This window comes from Roseibium sp. Sym1, assembly GCF_027359675.1.
Lineage (GTDB): Bacteria > Pseudomonadota > Alphaproteobacteria > Rhizobiales > Stappiaceae > Roseibium.
In genome coordinates this window covers 148,751-173,773 of the sequence record NZ_CP114787.1, presented here as the reverse complement: position 1 = coordinate 173,773, position 25,023 = coordinate 148,751, and the positions used below count along the sequence as shown (strand labels likewise).

The following is a 25,023-nucleotide window of genomic DNA, read 5'->3' as shown; positions in this document are numbered from 1 at the left end:
AACCATGGCCAGAACCACTATTCCGGAAAATCCCTACCTCGCCGCACGCCAGGAATGGAACGAGCGCTACGGGTCATATGTGAAGGCAGCCGCAGCCTGGAGGATCGTTGGCGTGACCGGCATGCTCATGGCGGTCATCGGATTTTCCTACGCGCTCTATCAGAGCACGCAGGTCAAGCTGGTCCCTTATGTCGTCGAGGTCGACAAGCTCGGCACGGCTGCAACGACAGGGTTCCCGCAACAGATCGAGTACGCGGACCCACGCGTCGTGCGCGCGACGCTCGGGAGCTTCGTATCGAACTTCCGCTCGGTGACGCCCGACACCGTCGTCCAGAAGCAATATATCGATCGGGCTTATGCGCATCTCAGGTCGCCCGACCCGGCGACCGAAAAGGTCAATGCCTGGTTCCGGAGCAACTCACCGTTTGACCGCGCGCGGTCTCTGACCGTCGCGGTCGAGGTGACCAATATCGTGCCGCTCTCCAATCAGAGCTACCAGATCGACTGGACTGAGTATGAGCGGGATCGGCAGGGCAAGGAGCTCGCGACCAGACGGTTCCGTGGTGTCGCCACCGTGACGCTGACCCCGCCGCAGGACGAGGCGGTGATCCGCCTCAACCCCATCGGACTTTACTTGAAGGATTTTGACTGGACGGCGCAGCTCTGAGCCGCATTGGCGCCAGACGGCAACGTCTGGGGCAAAGACATGCGGCCCACCTGAATGGGCCCCGGAGGATAGGTGAATGAAAAAAAAGAAAATCCGCAGCATCGCGCTTTGCGCCGGCATGATGATCGCGGCCGCTACGCTGCCCGCATACGGACAGCAGCTCACAAGCAACGAAGCGCGCGGCACGCAGCTCTCCGGCCAATGGCAGCACCGGCAGGGCGTCGTGACGCGCGGCGCTGACGGCAAGGTGATTTTCCTTTACGGCGAGGTTCAGCCGTCAGTCGTCTGCTCGCCGCTGCAGGTCTGCGATATCGAGCTTCAGGCCGGGGAGGTCTTGCGCGACGTCCTTCTTGGCGACACCGTGCGCTGGAAGGTCGAACCGGCAACCTCCGGTGCGCCGAGCGGGCAGGCGATTCACCTGATCGTCAAACCGTCCGAAGCTGGTCTGGTCACCTCGATGGTCGTGACCACCTCGCGGCGGACCTATCATATTCAGCTCAAATCGCATCACAGCCAATATATGGCCCGCGTCGGCTTCGATTATCCTGAAGACATCAATGCGCGGTTTGCTGAAATCAATGCGCGCATCGAGGCGAGCGTTGTGCCGGGCGCAGGCGTGCCCGCCGACCAGCTGGACTTCGCATTCCACATCAGCGGCGCGGCGCGTTGGCGGCCGACCCGGATCTACAGCGACGGGATGAAGACCTACATCCAGTTTCCGTCCTCGTTGTCAGGGCAGGAGGCCCCGGTCCTGTTCGTCGTTTCCGGCGGTGAGAACCGGATCGTCAATTACCGCATGAACGGCGCGATGATGGTCGTCGACTACAACATCGATCGCGCGATCCTGGTGTCGGGCGTCGGCCGGCAGCAGCAGAAGATCACGATCCGGCGGGGAGGGTAGGGCGATGCGCGCGATCAGAAACCTGCTCCGTCTCCCGGCCGCCCTGGTGCTCCTGACGATGCTGGCTGCGTGCCAGACGATGAGTGGACCCGGCCTCATCCGGAGCGAAGTCACGGCCCAACTCACGCCGGAATCGGCGAATGCCATTGCCGGCGACATGGTGGGGCGGCTGGCGGAGCAGGTCGGGCCGGGCACGACCACGATCAAGCTGCGCGGAAGTGACACCCTGTTCGGCCTGGCCCTCGAGGCGGCGCTTCGCGAATGTGGCTATGCCGTTGTCACCGATCAGGCGACCGAGGGAACCGCGGTGACGCCGCTGGCCTATTCGATCGATCCTTTCGAGGGCGGCATGCTGGTGCGGCTCTCGACCCTGAAGGTCGAGCTGACCCGCATGTACACGCTCAGCGCCACGGGCGCGACACCGGCCAGCCCGTTGTCTGTCATGCAGCGCGGATCGGATGGCGCATCATGACCGAGTCCCTGAAACTCGGCGGCGCCGGTCCGCAAGACGGACCGCGCATCAGGCGCCTCAATCGCGTACCAGTGATCGTCGCCATCCTGCTGGTCGTCATCTTTCTGGCGGTGATCTTTTACGGGCTGTCGTCGCGAGGGTTGCAGTTCGGGGGCGATCCGCAAATCGAGCCGTCGTCAGCGCGGCCCGCTTCCAACGACGCTGAGCGCCTGAAGCAAGGTGTGCCGGACGGGATCATCGGCGAGCCACAGCCCGTCGTGGTCCAGCCGACACCAAGCGAGGAGCCTGAGCGACCGAGAAACCCGTTTCAGCGGGAACCAGAGCCGACGCCGACCGTCGTAACCGCCCCTCAGCCGACGCTCGAGCCGGAAGAGGTGTGGCGGGCGCGGCTGCAGCGCGAACAGGACGAACAGGTGCTTAGAGAGTATCAGCGTCAGCAGATGGCGAGCATCCAGGCTGAAGGTGCCGCCTTCGACTCTCCGATCGCAGTCAACCTGAAGGACCTCGAAAACACGAATGCTGCGGCGACGCCGACGTCTCAGCAAACGGGAGTGACGGCCGCGAACCGGCCGGCGAGTGCGCTCGATCTCTATAGCGCCGCTCTTCAATCCGGCATCGGCCAGGCTGCCGACCCGAACGGGCAGGCGTCCAAACAGCAGTTCTTCAACCAGGACATCGCGGACCTCGGCTATCTGCCGAACTCCGTGGTGCCGCAAATGTCGCCGTTCGAGCTGAAGCGCGGCTCGGTTATTCCGGCCACGCTGATCACCGGCATCAATTCCGATCTTCCCGGCCGCATCACCGCGCAGGTGTCGCAGAATGTCCATGACAGCGCGACAGGGAGGCGGCTGTTGATCCCACAGGGCGCAAAGCTGTTCGGGCGCTACGATTCAGAGGTGACGTTCGGGCAGAACCGGGTGCTCGTTGTTTGGACCGACATCATCTTCCCGAACGGTTCGACCCTGCAGATCGGAGGCATGGCCGGAACTGACGGCGCCGGCTACGGCGGTTTCCACGATCAGGTCGACAACCACTATCTGCGCACCTTCGGATCGGCGATCCTGGTAGCTCTGATCGGCGCCGGCACCGAAATGCTGTTGCCCGAGGATCAGGGCAATACGCTGAATGGTAACACTTCCACCGATGCGGCGCGACGGTCTTTTGCCGAGACCTTCAGCCAGATTTCGGAGCAGACCGTGTCAAAGAACCTCAATTTGCAGCCGACACTTAAGATTAGGCCAGGCTATCGCTTCAACGTCCTGGTCGACCAGGACATCGTGTTTCCCAACGCATACCAATAGGTCTTCGATCCCCATTTGCGTCGCGTTGGAGCGCCTCGCGTCGCGCCTTAACGCCACGGGCCAATACACACGTGAATGAGCTGCTCCTCCATTTGATCGATACGCTCTCCCTGCCGCTCGAAGAGCGGGCGGCGCGGCGTGCGTTGCGGGGCTTCTGCGAAGACGCCGGGTTCGACTACTTCGCCTATGTTCATCTGCGCGGCCAGGAGAGCTTTGCCGTGTCCAATTATCCGCGCGAGTGGCAAGAGCTCTACGTGAAAAGAAACTATCTGAGGATCGACCCCGTGGTCACCCGTGCGAAGCACGGACCGCCGATCTTCACCTGGTCTGCCAAAGAGGCCAAACGGGCGGGCAGACGGGATGTCATAAGGTTCTTCGCCGAATCCGCCCGGTTTGATATCCGGGCCGGCCTGTCGATTTCCGTCCCGGTCGGTTTCAAGGACCGCATGGTATTTACGCTGGCGAACGGAGAGCCTGAGATTTCTGTCGGCAAAAAGATTGATCCGGTTACCGCAGCCGTCGCCGTGACCTTCGTCCATTCACGTCTCGACCGCATAGCTCAGGATGTGTGCATGGGAGCCGACATACATCTTTCCCCGAGAGAAGCGGAGTGCCTGAGATGGTTCGCCGACGGCATGTCGATGCCGGACATCGCTGACACCCTCGGCATTGGTTATCGCTCGGTTCGCTCATATATCGATGAAGCAACACGGAAGCTCGGCGCCGCCAACAACCGGCATGCGGCGTCGACTGCCATTCGTCTCGGACTGATTTAGAATCAATGGCGTGGGTTCGTCATTCGTCTCGAACATTGAACGTCCTGCGGCGGGTGCATGGCGTCGGCGTGATTGGTGTTGACGGCATCTACGAATATGCCTGTCCGTAACGCGCAGTAACTTCCACTGTTACATGCCGGCGGATTTCTACCACCCCGGCATGGGTTTCCTCGGCAACACCGCGGCCCCTATTATCGACGAAGCCCGCGGCATCAACCGCGTCGTCTACGACGTAACCTCGAAGCCACCCGGCATCATCGAGTGGGAGTGAGGGGTGGAGACCAACCGCAGTGATACCCCATCAGCGGTGTATCGACGTGCTCCTAAACTCCAGAGCAAGGTCTCCCGTCGCTCGCGGAGCAGGTTGCGGGCGACATAGCCCAGCCCTCTTACCGTTTGTATCGGCAGGGCGAGGCCGGTCGCTTCCGTCACCTTGGCCCGCAGGCGCAAAAGGGCGGCGTTGAGGCTGCGGTGGCCGACGTCCGTTTTCGGATATCCGAGCGCTTCGAGCAGGTCATTGCGGGGATTGGCTGTTTCGCCGGCCCGCGCCATCACGTTGAACAGCCGGCATTCCTGGTTGATCCGGGCCACGGAGGCGTCGTTCGGCGCGATGAGTCTGAGGTACTGCTGCTGGAACTGTCCGCCGGTCAGCACCAATGAGACAATTTTGGCTTAGCGGAAATCCGGGACACAGAAGGAGCCGGCGGAGAAGGTCATCAAGGACATCCGCCGCGCCACCCGCAAGCATTATTCGGCGGAAGAGAAGATCCGCATCGTGCTGGAAGGCTTGCGCGGTGAGGAGAGCATTGCCGCGCTGCGCCGGCGTGAAGGCATCGCCGAGAGCCTCTACTACAATTGGTCGGAAGAGTTCCTCGAAGCCGGCAAGAAGCGGTTGGCCGGCGACACTGCACGTGCTGCCACCAGCGACGAGGTCAAGTATCTGCGTCGTGAGGCCCGCGATCTGAAAGAGGTCGTCGCCGAACAGGCGCTGGAACTGCGGCTGCTCAAAAAAAGCATGATCGCGGATGGGGGAGACGACGAATGAGATACCTCGCCTCCGAGAAGCTGGAGATCATCCGGCTCGTCGGGCAGTCGCATCTGCCGGCCAAGCGAACGCTGGACAAGCTCGGCATTCCCCGCGCGACCTTCAATCGCTGGTATGACCGCTTCCTCACCGGCGGCGTCGATGCGCTGGAAGACCGCAAGCCTCAGCCCAGGCGGGTCTGGAACCGCATTCCCGACGAGGTCCGAGAGAAGGTCATCGACCTTGCCCTCGATGAGCCGGAGCTGTCACCGCGAGAGCTGGCGGTGACGTTCACCGATACGCTGACCATGGCGCTGCAGGCATCAGGTTGCGCTTCTGGATCGACCTTGTAGAAGCGCTGGCAACCTCCGGTGCGGTGACAAGGAGCACTTCCATCGACAGCACCTATGTCAAGGCACACCGCTCGGCCCATGGCGGTAAAGGGGGGCGAAAAATCAGGCGATCGGGCCGTCGCGTGGCGGCCAAACCACTAAAATCCATGCCCTTACCGACGTAATCGGGCGACCCTTCGCTTTCATGTTGACTGGCGGCAATGCCGCAGACAGTCCGGTCGCACCGCATCTACTGGCTGGCTTACAGGGTGCAAAATACCTGCTCGCAGACAAGGGATACGATGCCAACAGCTTGCGAAGGCATCTGCGCCAATCTCAAATCGTCCCGGTCATTCCCGGGCGCTCGAACCGAAAGCGTGTCATCCGATATGACAAGCGCCGCTACAAAAACCGCCACCTCATCGAAAACGCCTTCTGCCGGTTGAAGGACTTCCGCCGGGTGGCAACCCGCTATGATAAACTCGCCAGAAACTTCCTCTCCGCCGTCGCCCTGGCAACACTCGTCGCATTCTGGCTATGATTGAGTCTGAACCCTAATGCAATCTTAAAAATGTTTAGTCTACCCATTTATACAGTGTTGAGAATGCACAACTACGAATACTATATATTGGCTTGAGATATATGCCGTAACTAATTTTTATCATTGTTGGCTGCTTACGACATGGCGTATTTATTCTAGCCATATCCTTTTTGTAAGCTTCGACGATAACATTATCTCCGCTCCACGGTCGCAAGAACGGTTCGGGCCCGGGCGCGCGCAGGTTCGTCCACCATGATACCGTCAATAGAGACAGCACCATCGCCAGTAGCTATTACCCGATGCGCCCAGTCAATTTCTGACTCTGTTGGCGCGAATGCGCGTTTTACTTCCGCTATTTGGCTCGGATGAATACAGAGCTTTCCGGTCATACCAAGATTGCGCGCGTGCGCTGCGTCGTCATAGGCAAGTGCTCTATCGTTCAACTGCATCGTTACTCCATCGATTGGCGCCATGATTCCGGCAAGACGCGATGCCAGAACCAACTCGGACCTTGCCGGCAAGAGGACTTCGCGCAGGTGTCCGCACCCCATATCAGCGCAGAAATCGATAGACCCGAATGCGAGACGAACCACCCCTTTCTGCGCCGCAATGGCGCGAGCCTGCGCCACACCCCGCGCCGTCTCGATTAGTGCTATTAGTGGACTGCCGTTCAATTTGGAAACAACGCCTGCCACTTCCTCGGGATACTCCGATTTGGGCAGCATGACTGCCACTCCACGCAAGTTGCTCACTGCGGCGATATCGGCCTCGTGCCATTTCGTGCCTCTGCCGTTTATCCGGACGATGACCGGAAGACTGGTGAAATCGCAGCCAATATTCGCCCGTGCGACCTCCTTGTGATGTTCCGCCACGGCGTCCTCAAGATCAAGTATTACCGCGTCTGGACGCGAAAGCACTGCTTTGGGAAATAGCGTGGGCCGTGACGCAGGGACAAACAGCGGCGCTTGTATAAAGCCTACCATTCAGCGAACGCCTCCATTGCTATTGGACCATCGCGACGTGAAGTCCACAATCGTAGTCCTTTGATATCCTCCTGTGCATTGATCGCGAAATCCGTGTCATCGAAAATCGGAGACTGACTACGGAAACGGAACATCCGGGGCGTTCTTCCTTTGAGATCCGCCGCCATTTGGCAAAGCAGGGTGGCCCGCAATGGACCGTGAATGACGAGACCTGGATAACCCTCCGTCTCAATGGCATATGGCTTGTCATAGTGAATACGATGACTATTGAATGTAATCGCCGAATATCGGAACAACATTGGTGCCGAAGGGACGACTCGCCGACTATACGAACCAGCAGGCGCTATTTGGGACGCACAGGCCGTCACACCTGCAGCTGTGTCGCCATCGCGATAAACAATGTCCAGGCACTCACTCACAACCAAATGTCTTCTACAGGATATTTCGTGCTCAACGGTGACAAAACACAACCGTCCGCTCCGGCCCTGCTTTAACTCCAGGTCCTTGACAGTCGACCGACGATGCAAGAGATCACCGACATTGATCTCCTCATGGAACGTCAACGTACTGCCAGCCCACATCCTTCGCGGGAGTGGCACCGGGGGCAGAAAGTCGCCGCGTTCGGGATGACCGTCAGGACCGAGACTCGCACACGGTGCACTTGGCTGGGTCAGACGATAGTGTATAAGCATCGGCGCAAGATCGCCGATCTCGGTAGGCGCATCCCGATCGAACGTGGCGTTGAATCGCCTTACAAATGCTGGAGTCAACACTTCTGTATCGGTTTGTTTCCGGCCAATCCATTTTCGCAATTGTTCAATTTCGACAGGAATGATCATCGCTACAACATTGAATCCGCGCATATCAGATGAAGTTCTCGCGCTTCGCAGGATAAATAAGGGCAGGACATCGGACGCGACATGTTTCTTCTGATGTTACAACTCGCACCGCGTCACCTGTCACGACTACTGTCCCCGACATCGGGTGGTTCTCCGCATATGGAAACCTGCGTCACGTTTAAGCCCTGATCAGGTCTTGGTGCTGAGCCAGCCTTGAGCTTTAACAATACAGTCCTGTATGGCGAAGCCTGCGCCATCAACCATCCTTCTGGTTGACGATTAGTGGAGCGTTTTCCGGCAGCGACTGAACAATAGCGACGTCGTCGGCGCGAATGCGGGCATGCAACTTAAACGCTTCGTTGGCGGCCTCACGGCCGGCTTGCTCGTCCGCGCCCTCTTCCAGCACTAGGGACAGGCGGATCGTGTCGCGGTCGTTCTCGCGGGTCACGATGGCTTGAGCCGCCTTGGCACCCGGCGTGGCGATGACAACCTCCTCGACCACGCGCGGATAGACGAAGATCTCGCGCACCTTCACCGCCGCGCCGACCCGGCCCTGCAACGCCGACAGGCGGCTGACGCTGCCATCCGCGTTGCTCTCCAGCGCGAAGGCACTGTCGCCGGTGCCAAACCGGATCATCGGCCAGGTGGCATCGCGCGCGGTCACAACAACCTCACCCGGTTCCCCGTGACCGACCTGTTCACCACTGACCGGGTCGCAGATCTGCACCACGCGGTCGGGATGAACCAGATAGCCTTCGCCGCCATCCTCATATGCGACAAGGCCCGAATCCGCAGTGGCATAGGCAGCCCAAGTCGACACGCCATAGTCTTCCGCGATCCGGCGGCGCTTGGCCATCCAGTCGCCCATCTCACCGCCGAGGAACGCGGATTTCACCTTCCATGCGTCCCGGCCATAGGTTTCTATCACCTTTTCCGCCAGCGTTAGGAAAAACGCGGTCGAGGCGCAGATCGAAGTCACGCCGGTTTCGACGATGATCTGTGCCTGAAGCTCGGTATTGCCGACGCCGCCGGGGATCACCGTGGCGCCCGCAGCCTGTGCGGCTTCGTCGAACAAAAGTCCCGCGGGCACCAGATGATACATCCAGGTGTTCAGGATGATATCCCCCGACCCCACGCCTGCCGCCTTGAACAGCAGGTCCAGACCGTGACCGCCCCCGCCCGAAAGGGCCGGTTCGAAAATCGGGCCGGGGGACACGTAGATCCGCCCGATATCCTTCAGATCAGACGCCAGGAACCCGCCAAAGGGCGGGTTCTCGCGCTGGATCTTCAGAAGTTCTTCCTTTTTCATCACTGGAAGACGCGAGAGGTCCGCCACCGATGTGACGGCTGCCGGATCGAATCTGGCAGCCGTGAATCGCGATTTCAGGCCAGGAGCTTTTTCGGCCGCAGCGGCATAGGCTTGAGCTATATCTTGGTAGATATCTTCAGACATTTCCATGCCTCCTCGTCCAATCGGGCGTTAGAGCGGGCAGTCCTTGCGGAAGTTTGGCGCGCGCTTCTCGCGGTGTGACAGCACACCTTCCTTGACGTCCTCGCTCATGAAGCCAAGCATCTCCAGCGCGGTCGACGCATCAAAGATGGGGCCGGCCTGGCGCAGCCAGTTGTTCAGCGAATACTTGGTCCAGCGGATCGCGCTTTGAGAGCCGTTGGCCAGTTCGATGGCCGTGTCCAAAGCGATCTGCTGCAGCTCGTCATCTTCGACGCACATTGACACCAGACCGATGCGCTCGGCCTCTTCGCCCGACACCTGCTTGCAGGTCATCAGATAGTATTTCGCCTTGGCCATCGACGTCAGCAGCGGCCAGATGATCGCCGCGACGTCACCGGCGGCAACACCCAGACGCGGGTGACCATCAACGATCCTGGCCCGTTTTCCGGCGATCGAGATATCCGCCAGGATGGCAACCACTAGGCCGGCACCGGCCGCAGGGCCATTGATCGCGGAAATGATCGGCTTGTTGCAGTTGATGATGTTGTAGACGAGATCCTTGGCTTCTTTCCACGTCTTCATGATCTCATGCGAATTGCCAATCATGTTTTCGATCAGGCTGAAATCGCCGCCGGCGGAAAACGCCTTGCCCGCGCCGGTCACGATGACCGCGTTGATGTCGGGGTCGCGGTCGATGTCGATCCACATGTCCGTCATCTGGGTGTGGGTTTCCGCATCCACGGAATTGAAGGACTCGGGCCGGTCGAAGGTGATGCGCAGTACGCGATCCGCCGGGTAGTCAAATTTCAGTTTGTCGTACTTTGCATAACGATCCGACATAGTTCTATTTCCTCCGTAGGGTATTGAGTCAACCAGGCAGCCCGAGGACGGCCTTGGACAGGATGTTTCTCTGGATTTCGTTCGAGCCACCGTAGATCGTCGTCGGTCTCGCCTTATAAAAGCTCGACAGAACGTCCACGCTGACATTGCCAACCTGAAGCGGGCCGATCGTGCCCCCATCGGGGCCGGCCGCCTCGATCATCAGCTCGGTGATACGCTGAAAGCACTCGGTCACCCAAATCTTCAGCATGGACACATCCGCGCCCAGCGTCTCGCCGCGTTTGAGCTGATCTGCAAAACGGGCATAAAGCGCGGCATGATCTTCCACATCCAGTGCCGCCTGAGCGAAGCGGTCACGGAACACCGGATCGTCAAAGGCACCGCGTCCGCGGGCAAAACTTTCCAGTTGACCCAGTGCATTCTGCGCAAGGTTAGGCGCACCGATGAAGATGCGCTCGAAGCTCAAGAGCGCCTTGGCCATCGTCCAGCCCTTGTTCAACTCACCCACGAGGTTTGCGCGCGGCGTGCGTGCATCGTCGAAGAAGACCTCGCAAAACTCTGTTTCGCCGGCCAGCGTCCGGATTGTGCGCACCTCAACACCGGGCTGGTCCATCGGCGCCAGAACAAAGCTGATCCCCTGCTGTTTCCTGGGCGTGTCAGGATCGGTGCGTACCAGCATGAAAATATGCGTGGCGTCATGTGCCATCGTCGTCCAGATCTTCTGGCCATTGATGACGAAATCGTCCCCGTCGATTTCCGCGCGCGTGCGCAGGTTGGCCAGATCCGACCCCGCACCGGGCTCGGAATAGCCCTGGCACCAGATGTCTTCGCAGCTCAGAATCCGGGGCAGCCAGTAATCCTTCTGATCCTGCGTGCCGAACTTGATGATCAGTGGGCCGACCATCTGCACGCCCATGTCACGGCCTCGGACAACGCCCCAGTGCTGTTGTTCCTCGTAGAAGATCAGAAGCTTACCGGCATTCAGCCCCATCCCGCCGAATTCGGCGGGCCAGGCCGGTGCAACCCAGCCTTTGGCGTGCAGTTTCCGGTGCCAATGCTCAATCTCGGCAAACGTCGGGCGGTGCGGCAGGTGGCGCAGCTCCTCGGGGTAGTCGGTTTCGAAGAATTGCCGGACCTCCCGGCGGAAATCCTCGTCGCTCATCGCGTTCCAGTCGGTCATCCTGCGGCCTCCTCTGCTTCACGGGCGTCAAGCCAGAGCCGTCGGTGATAGGCGTCGTCACCCAGCCATGCAGAAAGCACCAGCGCCCTATTCAGATAAAGCCCGATATCGAACTCGTCAGTATATCCGACGGCCCCGTGCAACTGGATCGCTTCGCGGGTGATCTTCTTTGCCGCCGCCCCGGCGCGTGCCTTGGCGCGGCTGGCTTGGCGCGCGTGCATCTGCGGATCGACAGCTGTGTCGTCCATCACTGAGAGCGCTTCGCGCACTCCTGCCTCTGCGACTTCCTGCATCACATGCAAATCGACCGCACGGTGCTGAATGACCTGGAACGCGCCGATCGGCTTGTCGAACTGTTCGCGGGTCTTGACATAATCGAGCACGATCTCAAAGGCCCGCCCGCTGAGCCCGACAAGCTCGGCCGCGGCCAGCGCGGTTGCGTCGTTTACCGCGCCGGCCAGCGCCGCCTCGACGTCCGGACCCTCGGCCAGACATCCCGCCGCCGCGCCCGAGAAAGAAAGTTCACCAAGCGCGCTGCCATCAGCCTGCTGGCGACCATCCACGCTCAAGCCGGCGGCGCCCGCTTCTACGTAGGCAAGAACCGTTCCGTCGCCCCCTTCGGCCACCACCAGAAAACCATCGGCCTCGACCGCCCCGCCAACCCAAGCCTTCGCGCCGGTCAGCTTGCCATCCGCGTATCGACAGCTTCTGCTTGCCGCCACACCGGTCGGGCCTCGCTCCTGCCACGCCGTTGCCAGCACGGTTTCACCGGCGATGACCATCTCCAACAACCGGTGGTCCGGGCACAAGCGACGCAACAGCCCTGTTACCAGCCCGATTGTCGCCACGACCGGCTCGGGGGCGAGTACGCGACCGGCTTCTTCGGCAATCACCCCGGCCGCAGCCAGACCCATCCCCAGGCCACCGTTTTCCTCGGGCACCGCAACGCCGAAGACGCCTGCTTCGGCCAGTTCACCTATCATTTCCTTGCTGAAGCCGGTGTCGGCATCGCGCAGTTTCCTGGTACGCCCGCTGCCCCCCGCCCGGTCGAACAGGGTCTGGACGCTGTCGCGAAGGAGGCGGAGTTCCTCCTGATCCTGGGTGTTCGTTTCAGTTTGTGTCATCGTCTCTTCGTTTGATCATAACGGGCGTATCGGTTGTAAAAACAATTTCGCCCTCGGGGTTCATGGCGCGCAGCGTATAGTGGAGAACACCCTGGTCGGGCTTGCGGCGCGACGGCGTGACCGAGTTGACCCGCATCTCGATATCGAGCGGTTCATCGGGGCGAACGGGGCGCGACCAGCGCAGTTTGTCAAATCCGATGCCGCCGATATTGGCGACGTCTGACATCAATTCGACCATGATGGGCTTGAACGCCTCCAGCATAGTCTGAAAACCGGAGGCAATCAGGCTTCCGTGCATGGCGGTGGCATAATCCTCGTCGGCATGCAGCCGCTGCGGGTCCCATTCCAGGGCAAAGGCCTTCATCGACTCCGCGCTCATCGGTGCACTCCGAAAGCGAAACACCTGGCCTGGATGGAAATCCTCCAAGTATTTCATGACTCGCCTTCTACCGAGAATCCGGCATCATACCCCTTGGACCCGTTGGCAATGCGAACGCGGTTGAACTCCTCCAACTGGGGATAGGTTTCCCGGAAAACGCGCAGGAACTCCGTTATCGGCGCATCAAAAAAGAGACCACGGTCGTTCACGTATTCCATATGCCGGTTGTTCTTTTCGTCAAATTCGTGGAACAGCGCATCGTGATAGCCGTCGAAGACCAGCGGCTTGACACCGAACCGTTCGCACAGCTCGATGTTGAAAGCCGGCGTTACCTTGTAGGGCTTTCCTTCCAGCCAGAGCTGCACATATCCGTGGTAAACGAAAAGATCCGTACCCATCAGCTCTTGCAACTTGGGAGTATTCAGGTGGTTGCGGACATCGGCAAAACCTAGCGCCGCCGGTATACCCGCCGCCCGCAGGCAAGCCGCTAGGAGAATGGCCTTGGGGACGCAGAACGCCGCCTCGGCGCCCGCGATCCGACTGGCTCGATAAGAATCCTCGTCCAATGCAAAACAATATGGGTCGTAACGGATGCCATCGCGTACCACCTCGAAAAGGCGGATCGTCTTGTCCCGATCGGTTGCATCCGCAGGCAGATCACGCAATGCTGAGGAAACGAAATCCTGCACTTCCACGCTGTCGCTCTCAACAAAGCGCGATGGCATCACATACTGACCGGCCTCAGCAGACAAGCCCTCCTTGGACTGCGCCATCGCAGCTCTCCCTTACATTTCTAACAAATGTTAGAATAATGTCCGATAGCCCACCCGTCAACGGGATTCATTCCGGCTCACGATCCACCACCACGCTATGGCGCGCATTGTCTTCTCCCAAAGATGGCGCGCGGCCGATTTGGTCCGCCGGACCACGAAATCCGGGCGCAATCGGCAATGGCAGGGCCGATACCTTGGTGCCGGCAATCGCCAGCATCCGGCCGAACACGCCGCGCGCCGCGAAATGCGGGTCTGCGGCAGCCTCGGCGGGGATTTTCACGACCGTGCAGCAACAATCCGCCTCCTCCAGAAGCGGTGCCCAATCGGACGAAGGCCTCTCTGCCAGACGCCGCGCCACTTCTGCGGCGCAGGTTTCCGGATCGGCCCAATCGTCGCGCAGATCGGCCGGCTGGCCGATCACGTCGCAGAAGGCCTGCCAGAATTTCTCTTCCAGCGCGCCAACCGCGACCTGCCGTCCGTCGCCTGCAGTATAGAGCCGGTAGCGCGCAAGCCCGCCCGTCAGCCGACTGCCGCCGCTGTCGATGTCCTGGCCAGCGATCACGCCTTCGGCATGGGCCCAATAGGCAAAGGCAAAGGCGCCCTCGGCCATCGCGATATCCAGATGGATCCCCTGCCCGTTCCGGTCGCGAGCCCGAAGGGCGAGCAGGATGTTCATCACGGCAGGATAGGTGCCGCCGCCAACATCGGCGATCAGACCAGATGGCATCGTCGGATGATCGTCGGGACCCCGGCTGAGCGACAGTACGCCCGAATCGCCTGCATAGTTCAGATCGTGCCCGGCGGACGCCGCCTTTGGCCCGGTCTGGCCATAGCCGGTGATCGAGCAATAGATGAGCCCCGGATTGATCCGGCGAAGGGTGTCATACCCCAGCCCCAGCCGATCCATGACGCCCGGGCGGAACTGTTCGACCAGCACATCGGCCTTCTCGATCAGGGGGCGCAGCGATTCCACCGTGCCCTCTGCCTTCAGATCAATTGCTACCGACCGCTTCCCATGGTTCAGCACGGCAAAGCCGATGCTTTCACCATTTAATTTGGGATTCGTATGGCGCGCGTCCTCGCCTGTACCGGGGCGCTCGAACTTGATTACCTCAGCGCCGGCCTCGGCCAACATTAGCGTCGCCATCGGACCCGGAAGAAGGGTGCTGAAATCGAGCACCAGAATATCGTCGAGCGGCTGCATCTTTCCCCCCCCTCACGCGAACCTGGCGGCCCCATTGTTCAGGACCACCACCTCGCGTACAGGGACCGAGGCACGGAACCGGGCCTCGCCCCCGCCTTCCCAGATCTCGAACCGCACGGTTTCACCCGGATAGACCGGCGCCGAGAATCGCACATCCAGCCCGACGAGACGGCTGGCGTCGTAGTCCAGCAGCGATTTGAGGATCGCGCGCGCCGCCAAGCCATAGGTGGCCAGCCCATGCAGGATCGGCCGGTCGAACCCGACCGAGCGCGCCACGTCGGGGTCGGCGTGCAGGGGGTTGTAATCGCCGCTGAGCCGATAGATCAGCGCCTGCCGCGGCAGCGTTTCGATGTCGCAGACATGATCGGGGGCGCGGTCGGGCAGCTCGGCAGGCGTCGGTCCGGGGCGGTTTTCCCCGCCGAAACCGCCGTCACCACGGCAAAAGGCCGACATCGCTACGCGAGCCAGCTTTTCGCCGGTATCGGCGTCGATGATTTCGCGGCTTTGATAGATGACGGCGCCTTTGCCCTCGCCCTTGTCGGAGATGAAGTCGATCTTGCTGCGGCCGACGATATTGCCCTTCACCGGCAGAGGCTTGTAGATGTCCAGCCACTGCTCGCCATGCAGAACCTTCTGCCAGTTCACGCCGGTTCTCGGGTCGCGCAGCCAGAACCCCGGATAGCCCATCGTGACCGCCATAGACGGCACCGCCTTCAGCCCGTCCTCGTAGACATAGGCCAGTTCCTTCTTGTCGGTCGGATCTTCACCGAAACCCAGCCCTAGCGCATAGAGAATCGTGTCTCTTTCGCTTAGCGTCTGCTCGATTTCCTCGAAATCCCAATTCGAAAGCGCCTCGAAATCCAGTGGCATGTTTCTTCCTCCCTGGAACGCCTACTGCGTGTTTCCCGATCCCAAGATCGCCGTGACCTGGCTGGACAGAACGCCGCCATTGCCGTGGGCAAGCGCCAGGTCGATATTCTCTAGCTGCTGTCCGGGCGCGTCGCCACGGATCTGCCGCGCGGCTTCGATCACGGTAAAGATGCCGTACATCCCCGGATGCACACAGGACAGCCCGCCACCATTGGTGTTCACCGGTAGCACCCCGCCCGGGGCGATGCGTCCACCCTCGACAAAGGCGCCCCCTTCGCCCTTGGCGCAGAACCCGAGATCCTCCAGGAACAGGATCGTATTGATCGTGAACGCGTCATAGAGCTCGACCAGGTCTATATCGCCCGGCGCCACTCCGGCCACCGCGAAGGCGCGCGCGCCGGATTCGCGGGCCGCCGTGGTGGTGAAATCCCGCATCTGTGATATCTGCCGGTGCGAACTGGCCGCGGCACTGCCAAGCAGATAGACTGGCGGCTTCGGGCAATCCCTGGCACGGTCGGCGCGCACCATCACCATCGCGCCGCCACCGTCGGTCACCAGGCAACAGTCGCGCACAGTCAGCGGGTCGCCCACCATGCGCGCGGCCAGCACGTCCTCGCGGCTCAGCGGGCCGCGATCGAACGCCTCGGGATTGAGCCGCGCCCAGGCGCGCGCGGCCACCGCCACTTCGGCCAGTTGTTCGCGGGTGGTGCCGTATTCGTACATATGCCGGGCCGCGGCCATCGCATAGGCAGAGATCGGATAGCGCGGCTTGTACGGGGCCTCGTATTCGGGTGGGCGCGAGGCCGTCACCAGCCGTCCCGACGCGGTTCTCTGATTCGAGCCATAGACGATCAGCGCGACATCGCACAGTCCCGCATCGAGCGCCATCGCCGCCGAGGTCAAGTAGTTCACGAAGGACGACCCGCCGGTCATCGTACCATCGACGAATCGCGGCTGGATACCAAGATACTCGGCCGCCATCAGCACCGGCATGCTGTCTTCCATCATGGTGCAGAACAGCCCGTCGACATCGGCCAGCGACAGTCCCGCGTCGGCCACCGCCGCCAGCCCCGCCTGGGCCATGATGTCATAGGCGGTCAGGCCATGCGCCTCGCCGAATCCGGCATGGCCGGTGCCCACGATGGCAGTCTTTCCCCGCAAACCTCCCGTCATCGCTCAGCCCTCCACCGGCTTGCACAGCACCGCAGGCTTTCCGTCGATCTCGCCGACATAGACGGTGATCGCCATACCGATCGCCACATCCGCGGGCGCGACCCCCTCGACCCGGCTCATCATCCGCACTCCTTCCTCCAGCTCGACCATGCAAATGTTGTAATCCCCGCCCTGCTCGGACCTGCGGCGGACTACGGTCGTCGTATGCACCTCTCCACAACCGCTGGCCTTGTGCCAGGACAACGCCGTTTCATGGCAATGCGGACAGACGACGCGCGGGAAGAAATGAAATTTTCCGCAACTGTCGCATTTTGGGAGCGCGATCTCGCCATCCGCCAGCGCGCGCCGGAATGTCTGATTCGATCCGGTCTTGTCTTGCATTGTAGCCCTGCTTTTAATTGCTTTCCGAGTGTGTTGATATCATTTCTAACAGATGTTAGTTTTTATTCAAGCTGGTAAGTCGAAAGCGAGACGATCATGAGCAATCCGAATTGCGGGCCGCAGGCCAGACCTTTGGCCGGCACCCTGATCATCGCGCTGGAACAGGCCGTCGCGGCGCCGTTCTGCACGTCGCGGCTGGCCGATGCCGGCGCACGGGTGATCAAGATCGAACGCAAGGGAGCCGGCGATTTTGCCCGCGGCTACGACACTGCGGCACATGGGGAAAGCGCCTATTTCATCTGGTTGAACCGCGGCAAGGAATCGGTCGCGCTGGACATCAAGTCCGGCGAGGACCGCGCGCTGCTGATTGCGATGCTGGAACGCGCCGATGTGTTCATCCAGAACCTTCTGCCCGGCGCGCTGGAAAAGCTCGGGCTCGATTCGGTGACGCTTCGCGAACGATTCCCGCAGCTGATCACCTGCGACATTACCGGATATGGCGCCGACGGGCCGATGCGGGATGCCAAGGCCTACGACCTTCTGATCCAATGCGAAAGCGGCCTGGCATCGGTCACCGGAACGCCGGACGGCCCTGGCCGGGTAGGGGTGTCGGTGTGCGACATCTCGACCGGCATGACCGCCCATGCCGCGATCTGCGAGGCGCTCGTGGAGCGCGGCCGCACCGGCCGGGGAACCGGCGTTTCGGTGGCGATGTTCGACACGCTCGCGGACTGGATGGCGGTGCCGCTGGTTTTTCACGAATACGCGAACCGGCACACGCCGCGGGTCGGTCTGAGCCACCCCAACATCTGCCCCTATGGCGCGTATACCTGCCGCGATGGTGAACAGATCGTGATCTCGATCCAGAACGAAAGGGAATGGGCGCGGTTCTGCGACACGGTGCTGTCACAGCCGGACCTGGCCACGGATCCGCGTTTTGACAGCAATGACAGCCGCAACAGCAACCGGGGCGTGCTGCAGCCGATGATCGAGGCCGCCTTTGCGGCGCGGGACCGGCCCGACATGCTCGATCTGCTGGCGCGATCGATGATCGCCTATGGCGCGGTGAACGACATTGCCGCCCTGTCCCAACACCCCCAGCTCGACCGCACGACCATCGCGTCGCCCGCGGGCGCGTTTCGCATGCCCGCGCCGCCGATCAGGCGAAGCAGGGGGAACCCGGCGCTCGGCCCCTCGCCCGGCTTCGACGCGGATGGCGCGGCGATCCGGACGGAATTCGGCACAATGTCCAGAAAGGACCGCTGAGACCATGAAAACGGAACCCAAGGCATCGATTCTCGATGGCGTGACGATCGTCGACCTGACCTCGGTGGTGTTCGGCCCGCTGGCGACCCAGATGCTGGGCGAGCTGGGTGCCGATGTGATCAAGGTCGAAAGTCCGGAGGGCGACCTTTTGCGGCAGGTCCAGCCGTCGCGGAACAAGAAGATGGGCGCGGCCTTTCTCGGCACCAACCGCAACAAGCGCAGCGTCGTTCTCGATCTAAAGACCGCTAACGACCAGGGACGCTTGCGCAGGTTGCTTGCCGATGCGGATGTTATGATTTCCAGCATCCGGCCCGCCGCGCTCGCGCGCCTGTCTCTCGACCCCGAGACGCTGCGGCGCGAGAACCCGAACCTTATCACCGTTTCGGCCACAGGCTACGGCCAGGACGGGCCCTATGCCGATCGGCCCGCCTTCGACGACATCGTGCAGTCGGTTTCGGGGCTGGCCAGCCTTGCCGCCCTGCGCGACCCCGACGCGCCGCCTGCCTATGCGCCGACAATCCTGGCCGACAAGCTGGGCGGCGTGACTGCGGCCTATGCGGTGATGGCGGCGCTGTTTCACCGCGAACGCACCGGCGAGGCACAGCATGTCGAAGTGCCGATGTTCGAAACGCTTTCTTCCTTCCTTCTGGTCGAGCATCTCGACGGTGCCACGTTCGAGGAAACTCCGCAGGATTTCGGCTATGCTCGTATGCTGGTGCCGCACCGCCGACCAGTGCAGACACGGGACGGCTACATCACCATCCTGCCCTATACCAATGTCCAATGGGCACGCTTTTTCCAGGCGGTCGGCCGCACCGACATGGCCGATCATCCTTGGGTGACGGACATGGATGCGCGCAGCCGCAATATCGGCGCGGTCTACGACATGGTGGCCGAACTGGCACCGACCCGGACCACCGATGAATGGATGGAGCTGATGCAACAGGCCGACATCCCGGCGATGCCGGTGCGCAACCTCGCCGATCTTCCAGCCGATCCGCATCTTGCCGCGACAGGCTTCTTTCAGCGGCTGGACCACCCCAGCGAAGGCACGATCTGGGCGACACGCCCGCCGGTGCAGTTCTCGGCCACGCCGGCGCGGTCCGACCACCTTCCAGCTCCGCGGCTGGGCGAGCATACCGAAGAAATCCTAGGGGCCGACGAAGACTGACGTCGCGTCGGCCCACCGGCGTGGGTCAGATATCCATCGACCGCGCAATCAGTTCCTTCATGATTTCGTTGGTGCCGCCATAGATCATCTGCACCCGGCTGTCGGCGTAGAGCCGTGCGATCGGGAACTCCATCATGAAGCCATAGCCGCCATGCAGTTGCAGGCATTCATGCATGACCTCGTTCTGGGTTTGGCTGCCCCACCATTTCGCCATCGACGCGGTAGCCGCATCCAGCCTGCCGGTTTCCAGGCGGGCGATCCCGTCATTGACGAAGCTGCGCAGCAATTCGGCCTTCGTCTTGCATTCCGCCAGCTTGAACCGGGTGTTCTGAAAATCCATGATCCGGCTGCCGAACGCCTTGCGGTCCTGGACGTATTTCACCGTCTCGGCGATGGCGAAGTCGATGAAGCCAAGCGCGGTGATGCCGATCATCAGCCGTTCCCAGGGTAGTTGCTTCATCAGTTGATAGAACCCCTGCCCCTCCTCCTGGCCCAGCAGGTTCGGCGTAGGCACGCGGACATCCTCGAAGAACAGCTCGGCCGTATCCGAACCTTTCATACCCAGTTTCTTCAGGTTCCGTCCCCGGCGAAAGCCCTCGGCGCCCTCGGTTTCCAGAACGATCAACGAAACGCCCTTGGCGCCGGCGTTGCGGTCGGTCTTTGCCACGATCACAACCAGCTCCGCCGTGTGCCCGTTGGTGATGAAGATCTTCGATCCGTTGATCTTATAGTGGTTGCCATCCTTTTCCGCATAGGTCTGGACATTCTGGAGGTCAGAACCCGTTCCCGGCTCGGTCATCGCGATGGCCGCGACATGGTCGCCGCTGACCAATTTCGGCAACCACTTTTTCTTTTGTTCTTCGCTGCCATATGCGTTGAGGTAATGGATTACGATGGACTGGATGCCATAGCCCCAACCCGTATCACCGGTGCGGCCCTGCTCGTAAACGGTAATCGCGTCGAACCCGATGCCGCCACCGAACCCGCCATATTCTTCGGCAATCGAGCCACCCATGACGCCCTGTTCACCGACCGTACGCCAGAATTCGCGATCAACGATCCCCTGATCCGCCCATTTTTCGACATTCGGTGCCATTTCAGCATCGAAAAGCTTGCGGGTGGTGTCCGCGAACATCTTGTGTTCATCTGCGGCCCAGGTCGAACTATTCGAGATCAGAGACATGTTGACATCCGATTATCATCGGTTAGCATTTTCGAAATTCTAACAATTGTTTTATTTTTCGACAACTGCTCTGCCCCAAAGCAAACGCAACGTTATCTTTCTACGAACGCCTTTCCTGATCAGGGGCAGTTGCACCTTCCCACTTCTGGGCAAGCTCCGCCAAAGCCCCAAAGGCGCAGGCCAGTTCCCCGCCCTTTGGCGTCAGGCTATATGTCACCTGAGGCGGGATCGTCGGGTTGTGATCTCGGTAGATCAGGCTCTCGGCCTCAAGCATACGCAACCTTTGGGTCAGAACCTTGGTTGAAATACCGGCAAGCAACCGGCGAAGCATGCCAAATCGCAATGGCCCTTCCTGGTTCAGATGCCACAAAATAGACATTGTCCACGAGCCGCTCAACTGGCGAAAAAGAGTTTCAACCGGACAAACGGGCCCGGCTTCCTGCATCGTGGTGCCGCGTTGAACATAGTAGTTACCCAAAGGAACCTACTTTCTTTTTCTCCTCATCTGTCTTCATGTTACCGGGTGATTCGTACTTTCGCTACTGAAATACGAACCGAAAAAATCGAACAGGAGAATACACATGATTTTGGTGATCGGTGGTACCGGCAACATCGGCAAATCCGTGGTCGAGGGACTGCTTGGCAAAGGACAGAAAGTGCGGGTTCTGGCCCGCGACGCAAAAACGGCGGGCCAGGCTTTTCAACAGGCCGAGGTTGTGCAGGGCGACCTGGACGATGCTGCCTCCCTTGCGCGGGCAATGGAAGGTGCCGAGAAACTGTTTCTCGTAACCCCGCTGCATCTGGATCAGATCAAGATGAAATCAAATGCCATCCAGGCTGCCAAAGCGGCGGGTATCAAGCATATCGTGATGTCCACCGGGATTGGCGCGGGTCCGGACGCGGGGGTTGAAATCGGGCGCTGGCATGGTGAAAGCCAAGAAGAGGTCAAGGCCACCGGCATTCCCTATACGTTTCTGCAACCCGGATTCTTCATGCAGAACTTCATAATGTCGGCTCCGACGATAATCGACCACGGTGCTTTCTATCTGCCGCTCGGGAACGGCGAAGTGTCCTTTGTCGATGCGCGTGACATTGCAGACGTCGCTGTCACCGCCCTGACCTCGCCGGGCTATGAAAATTCGGAACTGCCGATCACCGGCGGCCAGGCGATCACCTGTGAGAATGCGGCCGCAATAATGAGCGACGTTCTCGGGAAAGAGGTTCGCTTTGTCGATGTCACACTCGATCAGGCAAAAGAGGCGATGGTCGGAGCCGGACTGCCTGAAAAACTGGCTGACATAATGAACGAACTTTATGCTCTTGGACCGGCGGGACACCTCTCCTATGTCGCGCCCACCGTCGATGAGGCCACGGGCCACAAGCCGCGCGATTTCCGACAGTTCTTCGAAGACCACGCTGATGCGTTCCGGACAAACTGAGAATTGAAGCGTTTCGAAAAAACCTGAGTCACTGGTTTTGCTCGAAACGCCCACAACACTGAAACATGTCGCGGCGTTTCCGCTCAAACCTTTCTCAAGGTTAAGTGGAAACGCTTTCAGGTGACAAGATTACCTGCTCTTTTCCTGCCCCGCATAAGCGGCTTGCGAGACCAAAAAATAAGGCCCGCCGGTTTTGGCGGGCCTTTCGATTGTCTGTCCAGCGTCATCCGCGGTTGATCAGAGTTTCTCGAGCAGCTCGGGCACGGCGGTGAAGAGGTCGGCGACCAGTCCGTAATCGGCGACTTGAAAGATCGGCGCCTCTTCGTCCTTGTTGATGGCGACGATGACCTTGGAGTCCTTCATGCCGGCGAGATGCTGGATCGCCCCCGAGATGCCAACGGCCACGTAGAGCTCGGGCGCGACGACCTTGCCGGTCTGACCGACCTGCCAGTCATTCGGGGCATAGCCGCTGTCGACGGCGGCACGCGAGGCGCCAACCGCGGCGCCCAGCTTGTCAGCCAGTTTCTCGATCAGTGCGAAGTCGTCTTCCGAACCAACGCCACGGCCACCCGAGACGACAACACCGGCCGAGGTCAACTCGGGGCGGTCGCTTGCGGCGACCTTGTCTTCGACCCATTCGGACAGGCCCGGATCGTCCGTCGCGCCCACGGTTTCGACGGGCGCGGAACCGCCCGCGCCGGCCGCGCCAAAGGTCGAAGTCCGGAAGGTGATCACCTTCTTGGCGTCTTTGGATTTGACCGTCTGCATGGCGTTGCCGGCATAGATCGGGCGTTCAAAGGTCGACCCGTCCACAACTCCAGAGACATCCGACAAGACCATCACGTCCAGCAGCGCGGCAACACGCGGCATGACATTTTTGGCGTCGGTGGTGGCGGGTGCAACGATATGTTCAAACCCGTCTGCCAAACTAACGATCAGAGCCGCGGTCGGTTCCGCCAGCCGATGGCCGAGGCTGGCATCTTCGGCGACCAGCACCTTGGCCACACCGTCAATTGTGGCGGCGGCGTCACCGGCTGCCGCGGCGGAAGCGCCCACACACAGAACGGTCACATCGCCGATCGCCCTGGCTGCGGTCACGGCCTTGGCGGTGGCGTCCATCGCCAATTCGCCATTGGTCACTTCGGCAAGGAGAAGAACAGTCATTAGACAGCCCCCGCTTCTTTGAGTTTCGCAACCAGTTCGTCCACCGAACCAACGATGATCCCCGCGGACCGTTCGGCGGGTTCCTCGGTCTTGACGATTTCCAGGCGCGGAGAGACATCGACGCCGTAATCGGCAGCGGTTTTCTCGTTCAGCGGCTTTTTCTTGGCCTTCATGATGTTCGGCAGCGAAGCATAACGCGGCTCGTTCAGGCGAAGGTCCACGGTGACAATGGCGGGCATTTTCACGGAAATGGTCTGCAGGCCGCCGTCCACTTCGCGGGTGACCTTGGCGGTGTCGCCCTCGATGTCGATCTCAGAGGCAAAGGTGCCCTGCGACCAGCCGAGCAGAGCAGACAGCATCTGACCGGTGGCGTTCATGTCATTGTCGATCGCCTGCTTGCCGGCCAGCACCAGGCCGGGTTGTTCTTCTTCGACCACCTTGGCCAGGATCTTGGCGACCGCAAGGGGCTCGATATCGGTGTGCACGTCATCGGCCGCCTCGACCAGAATGGCACGGTCGGCCCCCATCGCCAGCGCCGTGCGCAACGTTTCCTGAGACTGCTTCACACCGATGGAAACCACGACGATCTCCTCGGCCTTGCCGGCCTCTTTCAGGCGAATGGCCTCTTCAACGGCGATCTCGTCAAAGGGGTTCATCGACATCTTCACGTTGGCAAGATCGACATCCGATCCGTCCGCCTTTACGCGGACCTTCACGTTGTAGTCGATCACGCGTTTCACAGGCACGAGTACCTTCATTGGCGTGGTCTCCTTGAGTTTTGCGATAAGGTTTCAACCGAGCTAACGGTCTTTGAATTCTGGAGTTCTTTTTTCCGAAAACGCTTTCATGGCCTCGGGAAAGTCATGCGCGCACAGCAAAACGCTTTGGGCATCGCGCTCGATATCCAGCGCCTCGAGATAGCTGCACTCGGCTGCGGCGCGCATCACACGCTTGGCGGTCTGAACGCCAAACATCGGGTGCGTTGCAATCTCGCGGGCAATTTCCAGCGCCCGTACCTCGACCTGGTTGGCCTGCACGCATTCTTCGACAACGCGCAGGTCCCTGGCGGTGCGCCCGTCGATTTCACGGCCCGTGAGCACCAGCATCCGCGCCACCCCTACACCGGCACGCTGCTGAAGCAGCCAGCTCGATCCCGTGTCTGGACAGCCGCCGACGCGCGCAAAAACTTCGCACAGCCGGGCATCTTCGGCGGCAACGACAATATCCGCCGACAAGGCCAGGCTTAGACCCGCGCCAAAAGCCACGCCGCATACCGCGGAAATAAGAGGTTTGCGAAACAGATAGGCCGCGCGTCCGCCATCGTGAACCAGCTCCACCATTTCCAATGTCGCCCTTGCGCCTTTGGCGATCTCGGACTGAAACCCGACAAGATCGCCGCCGCTGCTGAAATGATCGCCACCGGTCATGACAACGACACGGATCGTATCGTCCCGTTCGGCTTCGCTTAGGAGCACCACCAGTTCTTCGACGAACCCGATGCTGTAAGGGTTGCGCTTTGTCGGCTGAAGAAAACGCAGGATTGCGACAGGGCCTTCCCTGTCCAGGCGAATAAGTTCAGTCATTCAAGCC

Annotated in this window: 26 protein-coding genes and 3 pseudogenes; 11 read left to right on the top strand and 18 right to left on the bottom strand. The window is 60.7% G+C overall.

What is annotated here, in order from left to right; genetic code table 11:
- Positions 1-4 precede the first annotated feature (4 nt).
- From O6760_RS31475 to O6760_RS31450, 6 genes and pseudogenes are all read left to right on the top strand, one after another.
- Complete coding sequence (locus tag O6760_RS31475; RefSeq protein WP_209181241.1) at positions 5-667, top strand: conjugal transfer protein TrbF; 663 nt, start codon at positions 5-7, stop codon at positions 665-667.
- 118 nt (positions 668-785) lie between these two features.
- Complete coding sequence (gene trbG, locus O6760_RS31470) at positions 786-1,568, top strand: P-type conjugative transfer protein TrbG (RefSeq protein WP_269586464.1); 783 nt, start codon at positions 786-788, stop codon at positions 1,566-1,568.
- Between the two features lie 4 nt (positions 1,569-1,572).
- Entirely contained in the window at positions 1,573-2,040 is a 468-nt protein-coding gene (gene trbH / locus O6760_RS31465; protein WP_209181198.1) for a conjugal transfer protein TrbH, read from the top strand.
- Entirely contained in the window at positions 2,037-3,341 is a 1,305-nt protein-coding gene (gene trbI / locus O6760_RS31460) for an IncP-type conjugal transfer protein TrbI (RefSeq protein WP_209181199.1), read from the top strand. The genes trbH and trbI overlap by 4 nt, the downstream gene beginning before the upstream one ends.
- Before the next feature lie 71 nt (positions 3,342-3,412).
- On the top strand, positions 3,413-4,117 hold the full coding sequence (locus tag O6760_RS31455; RefSeq protein WP_209181200.1) for an autoinducer binding domain-containing protein: 705 nt from the start codon (positions 3,413-3,415) through the stop codon (positions 4,115-4,117).
- 41 nt (positions 4,118-4,158) lie between these two features.
- A pseudogene (locus tag O6760_RS31450) lies at positions 4,159-4,388 on the top strand (GMP synthase (glutamine-hydrolyzing)); the annotation flags it as partial.
- On the opposite strand, the gene O6760_RS31445 reads toward O6760_RS31450, so the two are convergent.
- On the bottom strand, positions 4,343-4,771 hold the full coding sequence (locus tag O6760_RS31445; protein WP_269586463.1) for a helix-turn-helix domain-containing protein: 429 nt from the start codon (positions 4,769-4,771) through the stop codon (positions 4,343-4,345). The pseudogene O6760_RS31450 and the gene O6760_RS31445 overlap by 46 nt on opposite strands.
- A gap of 61 nt (positions 4,772-4,832) precedes the next feature.
- Between O6760_RS31445 and O6760_RS31440 the strand changes: the two are divergent.
- Positions 4,833-5,440 (top strand): annotated as a pseudogene (locus tag O6760_RS31440) (transposase); the annotation flags it as partial.
- Between the two features lie 26 nt (positions 5,441-5,466).
- A pseudogene (locus tag O6760_RS31435) lies at positions 5,467-6,014 on the top strand (IS5 family transposase); the annotation flags it as partial.
- A gap of 191 nt (positions 6,015-6,205) precedes the next feature.
- On the opposite strand, the gene O6760_RS31430 reads toward O6760_RS31435, so the two are convergent.
- The 12 genes from O6760_RS31430 to O6760_RS31375 all read right to left on the bottom strand — a co-directional run bounded on the left by O6760_RS31430 (position 6,206) and on the right by O6760_RS31375 (position 17,210).
- Positions 6,206-6,997 carry an HpcH/HpaI aldolase/citrate lyase family protein gene (locus tag O6760_RS31430; RefSeq protein ID WP_209181202.1) on the bottom strand — a complete coding sequence of 264 codons (792 nt, stop codon included), beginning with the start codon at positions 6,995-6,997 and terminating at the stop codon, positions 6,206-6,208.
- Entirely contained in the window at positions 6,991-7,830 is an 840-nt protein-coding gene (locus O6760_RS31425; protein ID WP_209181243.1) for an FAS1-like dehydratase domain-containing protein, read from the bottom strand. Before O6760_RS31425 ends, O6760_RS31430 begins: the two co-directional genes overlap by 7 nt.
- A gap of 262 nt (positions 7,831-8,092) precedes the next feature.
- Complete coding sequence (locus O6760_RS31420) at positions 8,093-9,289, bottom strand: phenylacetate--CoA ligase family protein (protein ID WP_209181203.1); 1,197 nt, start codon at positions 9,287-9,289, stop codon at positions 8,093-8,095.
- A 27-nt stretch (positions 9,290-9,316) separates the two neighbouring features.
- Positions 9,317-10,126 carry an enoyl-CoA hydratase/isomerase family protein gene (locus O6760_RS31415; RefSeq protein WP_209181204.1) on the bottom strand — a complete coding sequence of 270 codons (810 nt, stop codon included), beginning with the start codon at positions 10,124-10,126 and terminating at the stop codon, positions 9,317-9,319.
- Between the two features lie 28 nt (positions 10,127-10,154).
- Positions 10,155-11,306 (bottom strand): acyl-CoA dehydrogenase family protein, encoded by a 1,152-nt coding sequence (locus O6760_RS31410; protein WP_209181205.1) that lies wholly within the window; start codon positions 11,304-11,306, stop codon positions 10,155-10,157.
- Positions 11,303-12,430 carry an acyl-CoA dehydrogenase family protein gene (locus O6760_RS31405; RefSeq protein ID WP_209181206.1) on the bottom strand — a complete coding sequence of 376 codons (1,128 nt, stop codon included), beginning with the start codon at positions 12,428-12,430 and terminating at the stop codon, positions 11,303-11,305. The genes O6760_RS31410 and O6760_RS31405 overlap by 4 nt, the downstream gene beginning before the upstream one ends.
- Positions 12,417-12,866 carry a MaoC/PaaZ C-terminal domain-containing protein gene (locus tag O6760_RS31400; RefSeq protein ID WP_209181207.1) on the bottom strand — a complete coding sequence of 150 codons (450 nt, stop codon included), beginning with the start codon at positions 12,864-12,866 and terminating at the stop codon, positions 12,417-12,419. The genes O6760_RS31405 and O6760_RS31400 overlap by 14 nt, the downstream gene beginning before the upstream one ends.
- A complete protein-coding gene (locus O6760_RS31395) occupies positions 12,863-13,582 on the bottom strand; it encodes a transglutaminase-like domain-containing protein (protein WP_209181208.1) in 720 nt (239 codons plus the stop codon). The genes O6760_RS31400 and O6760_RS31395 overlap by 4 nt, the downstream gene beginning before the upstream one ends.
- Positions 13,583-13,649: 67 nt before the next feature.
- Complete coding sequence (locus O6760_RS31390) at positions 13,650-14,786, bottom strand: CaiB/BaiF CoA transferase family protein (protein ID WP_209181209.1); 1,137 nt, start codon at positions 14,784-14,786, stop codon at positions 13,650-13,652.
- Positions 14,787-14,798: 12 nt separating this feature from the next.
- The gene (locus O6760_RS31385) at positions 14,799-15,656 is read right to left on the bottom strand and encodes a MaoC/PaaZ C-terminal domain-containing protein (RefSeq protein WP_209181210.1); all 858 of its coding nucleotides are present in this window, start codon (positions 15,654-15,656) and stop codon (positions 14,799-14,801) included.
- Positions 15,657-15,677: 21 nt separating this feature from the next.
- Positions 15,678-16,829, bottom strand: coding sequence for a thiolase (locus O6760_RS31380; protein WP_209181211.1), 1,152 nt, complete (start codon positions 16,827-16,829; stop codon positions 15,678-15,680).
- A 3-nt stretch (positions 16,830-16,832) separates the two neighbouring features.
- Positions 16,833-17,210 (bottom strand): Zn-ribbon domain-containing OB-fold protein, encoded by a 378-nt coding sequence (locus O6760_RS31375; protein ID WP_209181212.1) that lies wholly within the window; start codon positions 17,208-17,210, stop codon positions 16,833-16,835.
- A 96-nt stretch (positions 17,211-17,306) separates the two neighbouring features.
- Between O6760_RS31375 and O6760_RS31370 the strand changes: the two genes are divergently transcribed.
- Together O6760_RS31370 and O6760_RS31365 are read left to right on the top strand one after the other, a co-directional pair.
- Positions 17,307-18,476 (top strand): CaiB/BaiF CoA transferase family protein, encoded by a 1,170-nt coding sequence (locus O6760_RS31370; RefSeq protein ID WP_209181213.1) that lies wholly within the window; start codon positions 17,307-17,309, stop codon positions 18,474-18,476.
- Positions 18,477-18,480: 4 nt separating this feature from the next.
- Positions 18,481-19,647 carry a CaiB/BaiF CoA transferase family protein gene (locus O6760_RS31365; protein ID WP_269586400.1) on the top strand — a complete coding sequence of 389 codons (1,167 nt, stop codon included), beginning with the start codon at positions 18,481-18,483 and terminating at the stop codon, positions 19,645-19,647.
- 25 nt (positions 19,648-19,672) lie between these two features.
- Here the strand turns inward: O6760_RS31365 and O6760_RS31360 are convergent, their stop codons facing one another.
- Positions 19,673-20,830 carry an acyl-CoA dehydrogenase family protein gene (locus tag O6760_RS31360; RefSeq protein ID WP_269586399.1) on the bottom strand — a complete coding sequence of 386 codons (1,158 nt, stop codon included), beginning with the start codon at positions 20,828-20,830 and terminating at the stop codon, positions 19,673-19,675.
- 100 nt (positions 20,831-20,930) lie between these two features.
- Complete coding sequence (locus tag O6760_RS31355; RefSeq protein WP_269586398.1) at positions 20,931-21,308, bottom strand: winged helix-turn-helix transcriptional regulator; 378 nt, start codon at positions 21,306-21,308, stop codon at positions 20,931-20,933.
- A gap of 103 nt (positions 21,309-21,411) precedes the next feature.
- Here O6760_RS31355 and O6760_RS31350 point away from each other — a divergent pair, with 103 nt between their 5' ends.
- The gene (locus O6760_RS31350; RefSeq protein WP_209181215.1) at positions 21,412-22,269 is read left to right on the top strand and encodes an SDR family oxidoreductase; all 858 of its coding nucleotides are present in this window, start codon (positions 21,412-21,414) and stop codon (positions 22,267-22,269) included.
- A gap of 237 nt (positions 22,270-22,506) precedes the next feature.
- Here the strand turns inward: O6760_RS31350 and O6760_RS31345 are convergent, their stop codons facing one another.
- From O6760_RS31345 to O6760_RS31335, 3 genes are read right to left on the bottom strand one after another with little or no spacing between them, the layout of a single operon-like run.
- A complete protein-coding gene (locus tag O6760_RS31345) occupies positions 22,507-23,433 on the bottom strand; it encodes an electron transfer flavoprotein subunit alpha/FixB family protein (RefSeq protein WP_209181216.1) in 927 nt (308 codons plus the stop codon).
- Complete coding sequence (locus O6760_RS31340; RefSeq protein ID WP_269586397.1) at positions 23,433-24,191, bottom strand: electron transfer flavoprotein subunit beta/FixA family protein; 759 nt, start codon at positions 24,189-24,191, stop codon at positions 23,433-23,435. Before O6760_RS31340 ends, O6760_RS31345 begins: the two co-directional genes overlap by 1 nt.
- Before the next feature lie 42 nt (positions 24,192-24,233).
- Complete coding sequence (locus O6760_RS31335; RefSeq protein ID WP_209181218.1) at positions 24,234-25,016, bottom strand: enoyl-CoA hydratase/isomerase family protein; 783 nt, start codon at positions 25,014-25,016, stop codon at positions 24,234-24,236.
- Positions 25,017-25,023 lie beyond the last annotated feature (7 nt).

What these genes read in the sequence shown, in the direction of transcription:
- O6760_RS31475 (WP_209181241.1), top strand. Translation starts at nt 5, where the DNA reads ATGGCCAGAACCACTATTCCGGAAAATCCCTACCTCGCCGCACGCCAG.
- trbG (WP_269586464.1), top strand. Translation starts at nt 786, where the DNA reads ATGATGATCGCGGCCGCTACGCTGCCCGCATACGGACAGCAGCTCACA.
- trbH (WP_209181198.1), top strand. Translation starts at nt 1,573, where the DNA reads ATGCGCGCGATCAGAAACCTGCTCCGTCTCCCGGCCGCCCTGGTGCTC.
- trbI (WP_209181199.1), top strand. Translation starts at nt 2,037, where the DNA reads ATGACCGAGTCCCTGAAACTCGGCGGCGCCGGTCCGCAAGACGGACCG.
- O6760_RS31430 (WP_209181202.1), bottom strand. Translation starts at nt 6,997, where the DNA reads ATGGTAGGCTTTATACAAGCGCCGCTGTTTGTCCCTGCGTCACGGCCC.
- O6760_RS31420 (WP_209181203.1), bottom strand. Translation starts at nt 9,289, where the DNA reads ATGTCTGAAGATATCTACCAAGATATAGCTCAAGCCTATGCCGCTGCG.
- O6760_RS31415 (WP_209181204.1), bottom strand. Translation starts at nt 10,126, where the DNA reads ATGTCGGATCGTTATGCAAAGTACGACAAACTGAAATTTGACTACCCG.
- O6760_RS31410 (WP_209181205.1), bottom strand. Translation starts at nt 11,306, where the DNA reads ATGACCGACTGGAACGCGATGAGCGACGAGGATTTCCGCCGGGAGGTC.
- O6760_RS31405 (WP_209181206.1), bottom strand. Translation starts at nt 12,430, where the DNA reads ATGACACAAACTGAAACGAACACCCAGGATCAGGAGGAACTCCGCCTC.
- O6760_RS31400 (WP_209181207.1), bottom strand. Translation starts at nt 12,866, where the DNA reads ATGAAATACTTGGAGGATTTCCATCCAGGCCAGGTGTTTCGCTTTCGG.
- O6760_RS31395 (WP_209181208.1), bottom strand. Translation starts at nt 13,582, where the DNA reads ATGGCGCAGTCCAAGGAGGGCTTGTCTGCTGAGGCCGGTCAGTATGTG.
- O6760_RS31390 (WP_209181209.1), bottom strand. Translation starts at nt 14,786, where the DNA reads ATGCAGCCGCTCGACGATATTCTGGTGCTCGATTTCAGCACCCTTCTT.
- O6760_RS31385 (WP_209181210.1), bottom strand. Translation starts at nt 15,656, where the DNA reads ATGCCACTGGATTTCGAGGCGCTTTCGAATTGGGATTTCGAGGAAATC.
- O6760_RS31380 (WP_209181211.1), bottom strand. Translation starts at nt 16,829, where the DNA reads ATGACGGGAGGTTTGCGGGGAAAGACTGCCATCGTGGGCACCGGCCAT.
- O6760_RS31375 (WP_209181212.1), bottom strand. Translation starts at nt 17,210, where the DNA reads ATGCAAGACAAGACCGGATCGAATCAGACATTCCGGCGCGCGCTGGCG.
- O6760_RS31370 (WP_209181213.1), top strand. Translation starts at nt 17,307, where the DNA reads ATGAGCAATCCGAATTGCGGGCCGCAGGCCAGACCTTTGGCCGGCACC.
- O6760_RS31365 (WP_269586400.1), top strand. Translation starts at nt 18,481, where the DNA reads ATGAAAACGGAACCCAAGGCATCGATTCTCGATGGCGTGACGATCGTC.
- O6760_RS31360 (WP_269586399.1), bottom strand. Translation starts at nt 20,830, where the DNA reads ATGTCTCTGATCTCGAATAGTTCGACCTGGGCCGCAGATGAACACAAG.
- O6760_RS31350 (WP_209181215.1), top strand. Translation starts at nt 21,412, where the DNA reads ATGATTTTGGTGATCGGTGGTACCGGCAACATCGGCAAATCCGTGGTC.
- O6760_RS31345 (WP_209181216.1), bottom strand. Translation starts at nt 23,433, where the DNA reads ATGACTGTTCTTCTCCTTGCCGAAGTGACCAATGGCGAATTGGCGATG.
- O6760_RS31340 (WP_269586397.1), bottom strand. Translation starts at nt 24,191, where the DNA reads ATGAAGGTACTCGTGCCTGTGAAACGCGTGATCGACTACAACGTGAAG.
- O6760_RS31335 (WP_209181218.1), bottom strand. Translation starts at nt 25,016, where the DNA reads ATGACTGAACTTATTCGCCTGGACAGGGAAGGCCCTGTCGCAATCCTG.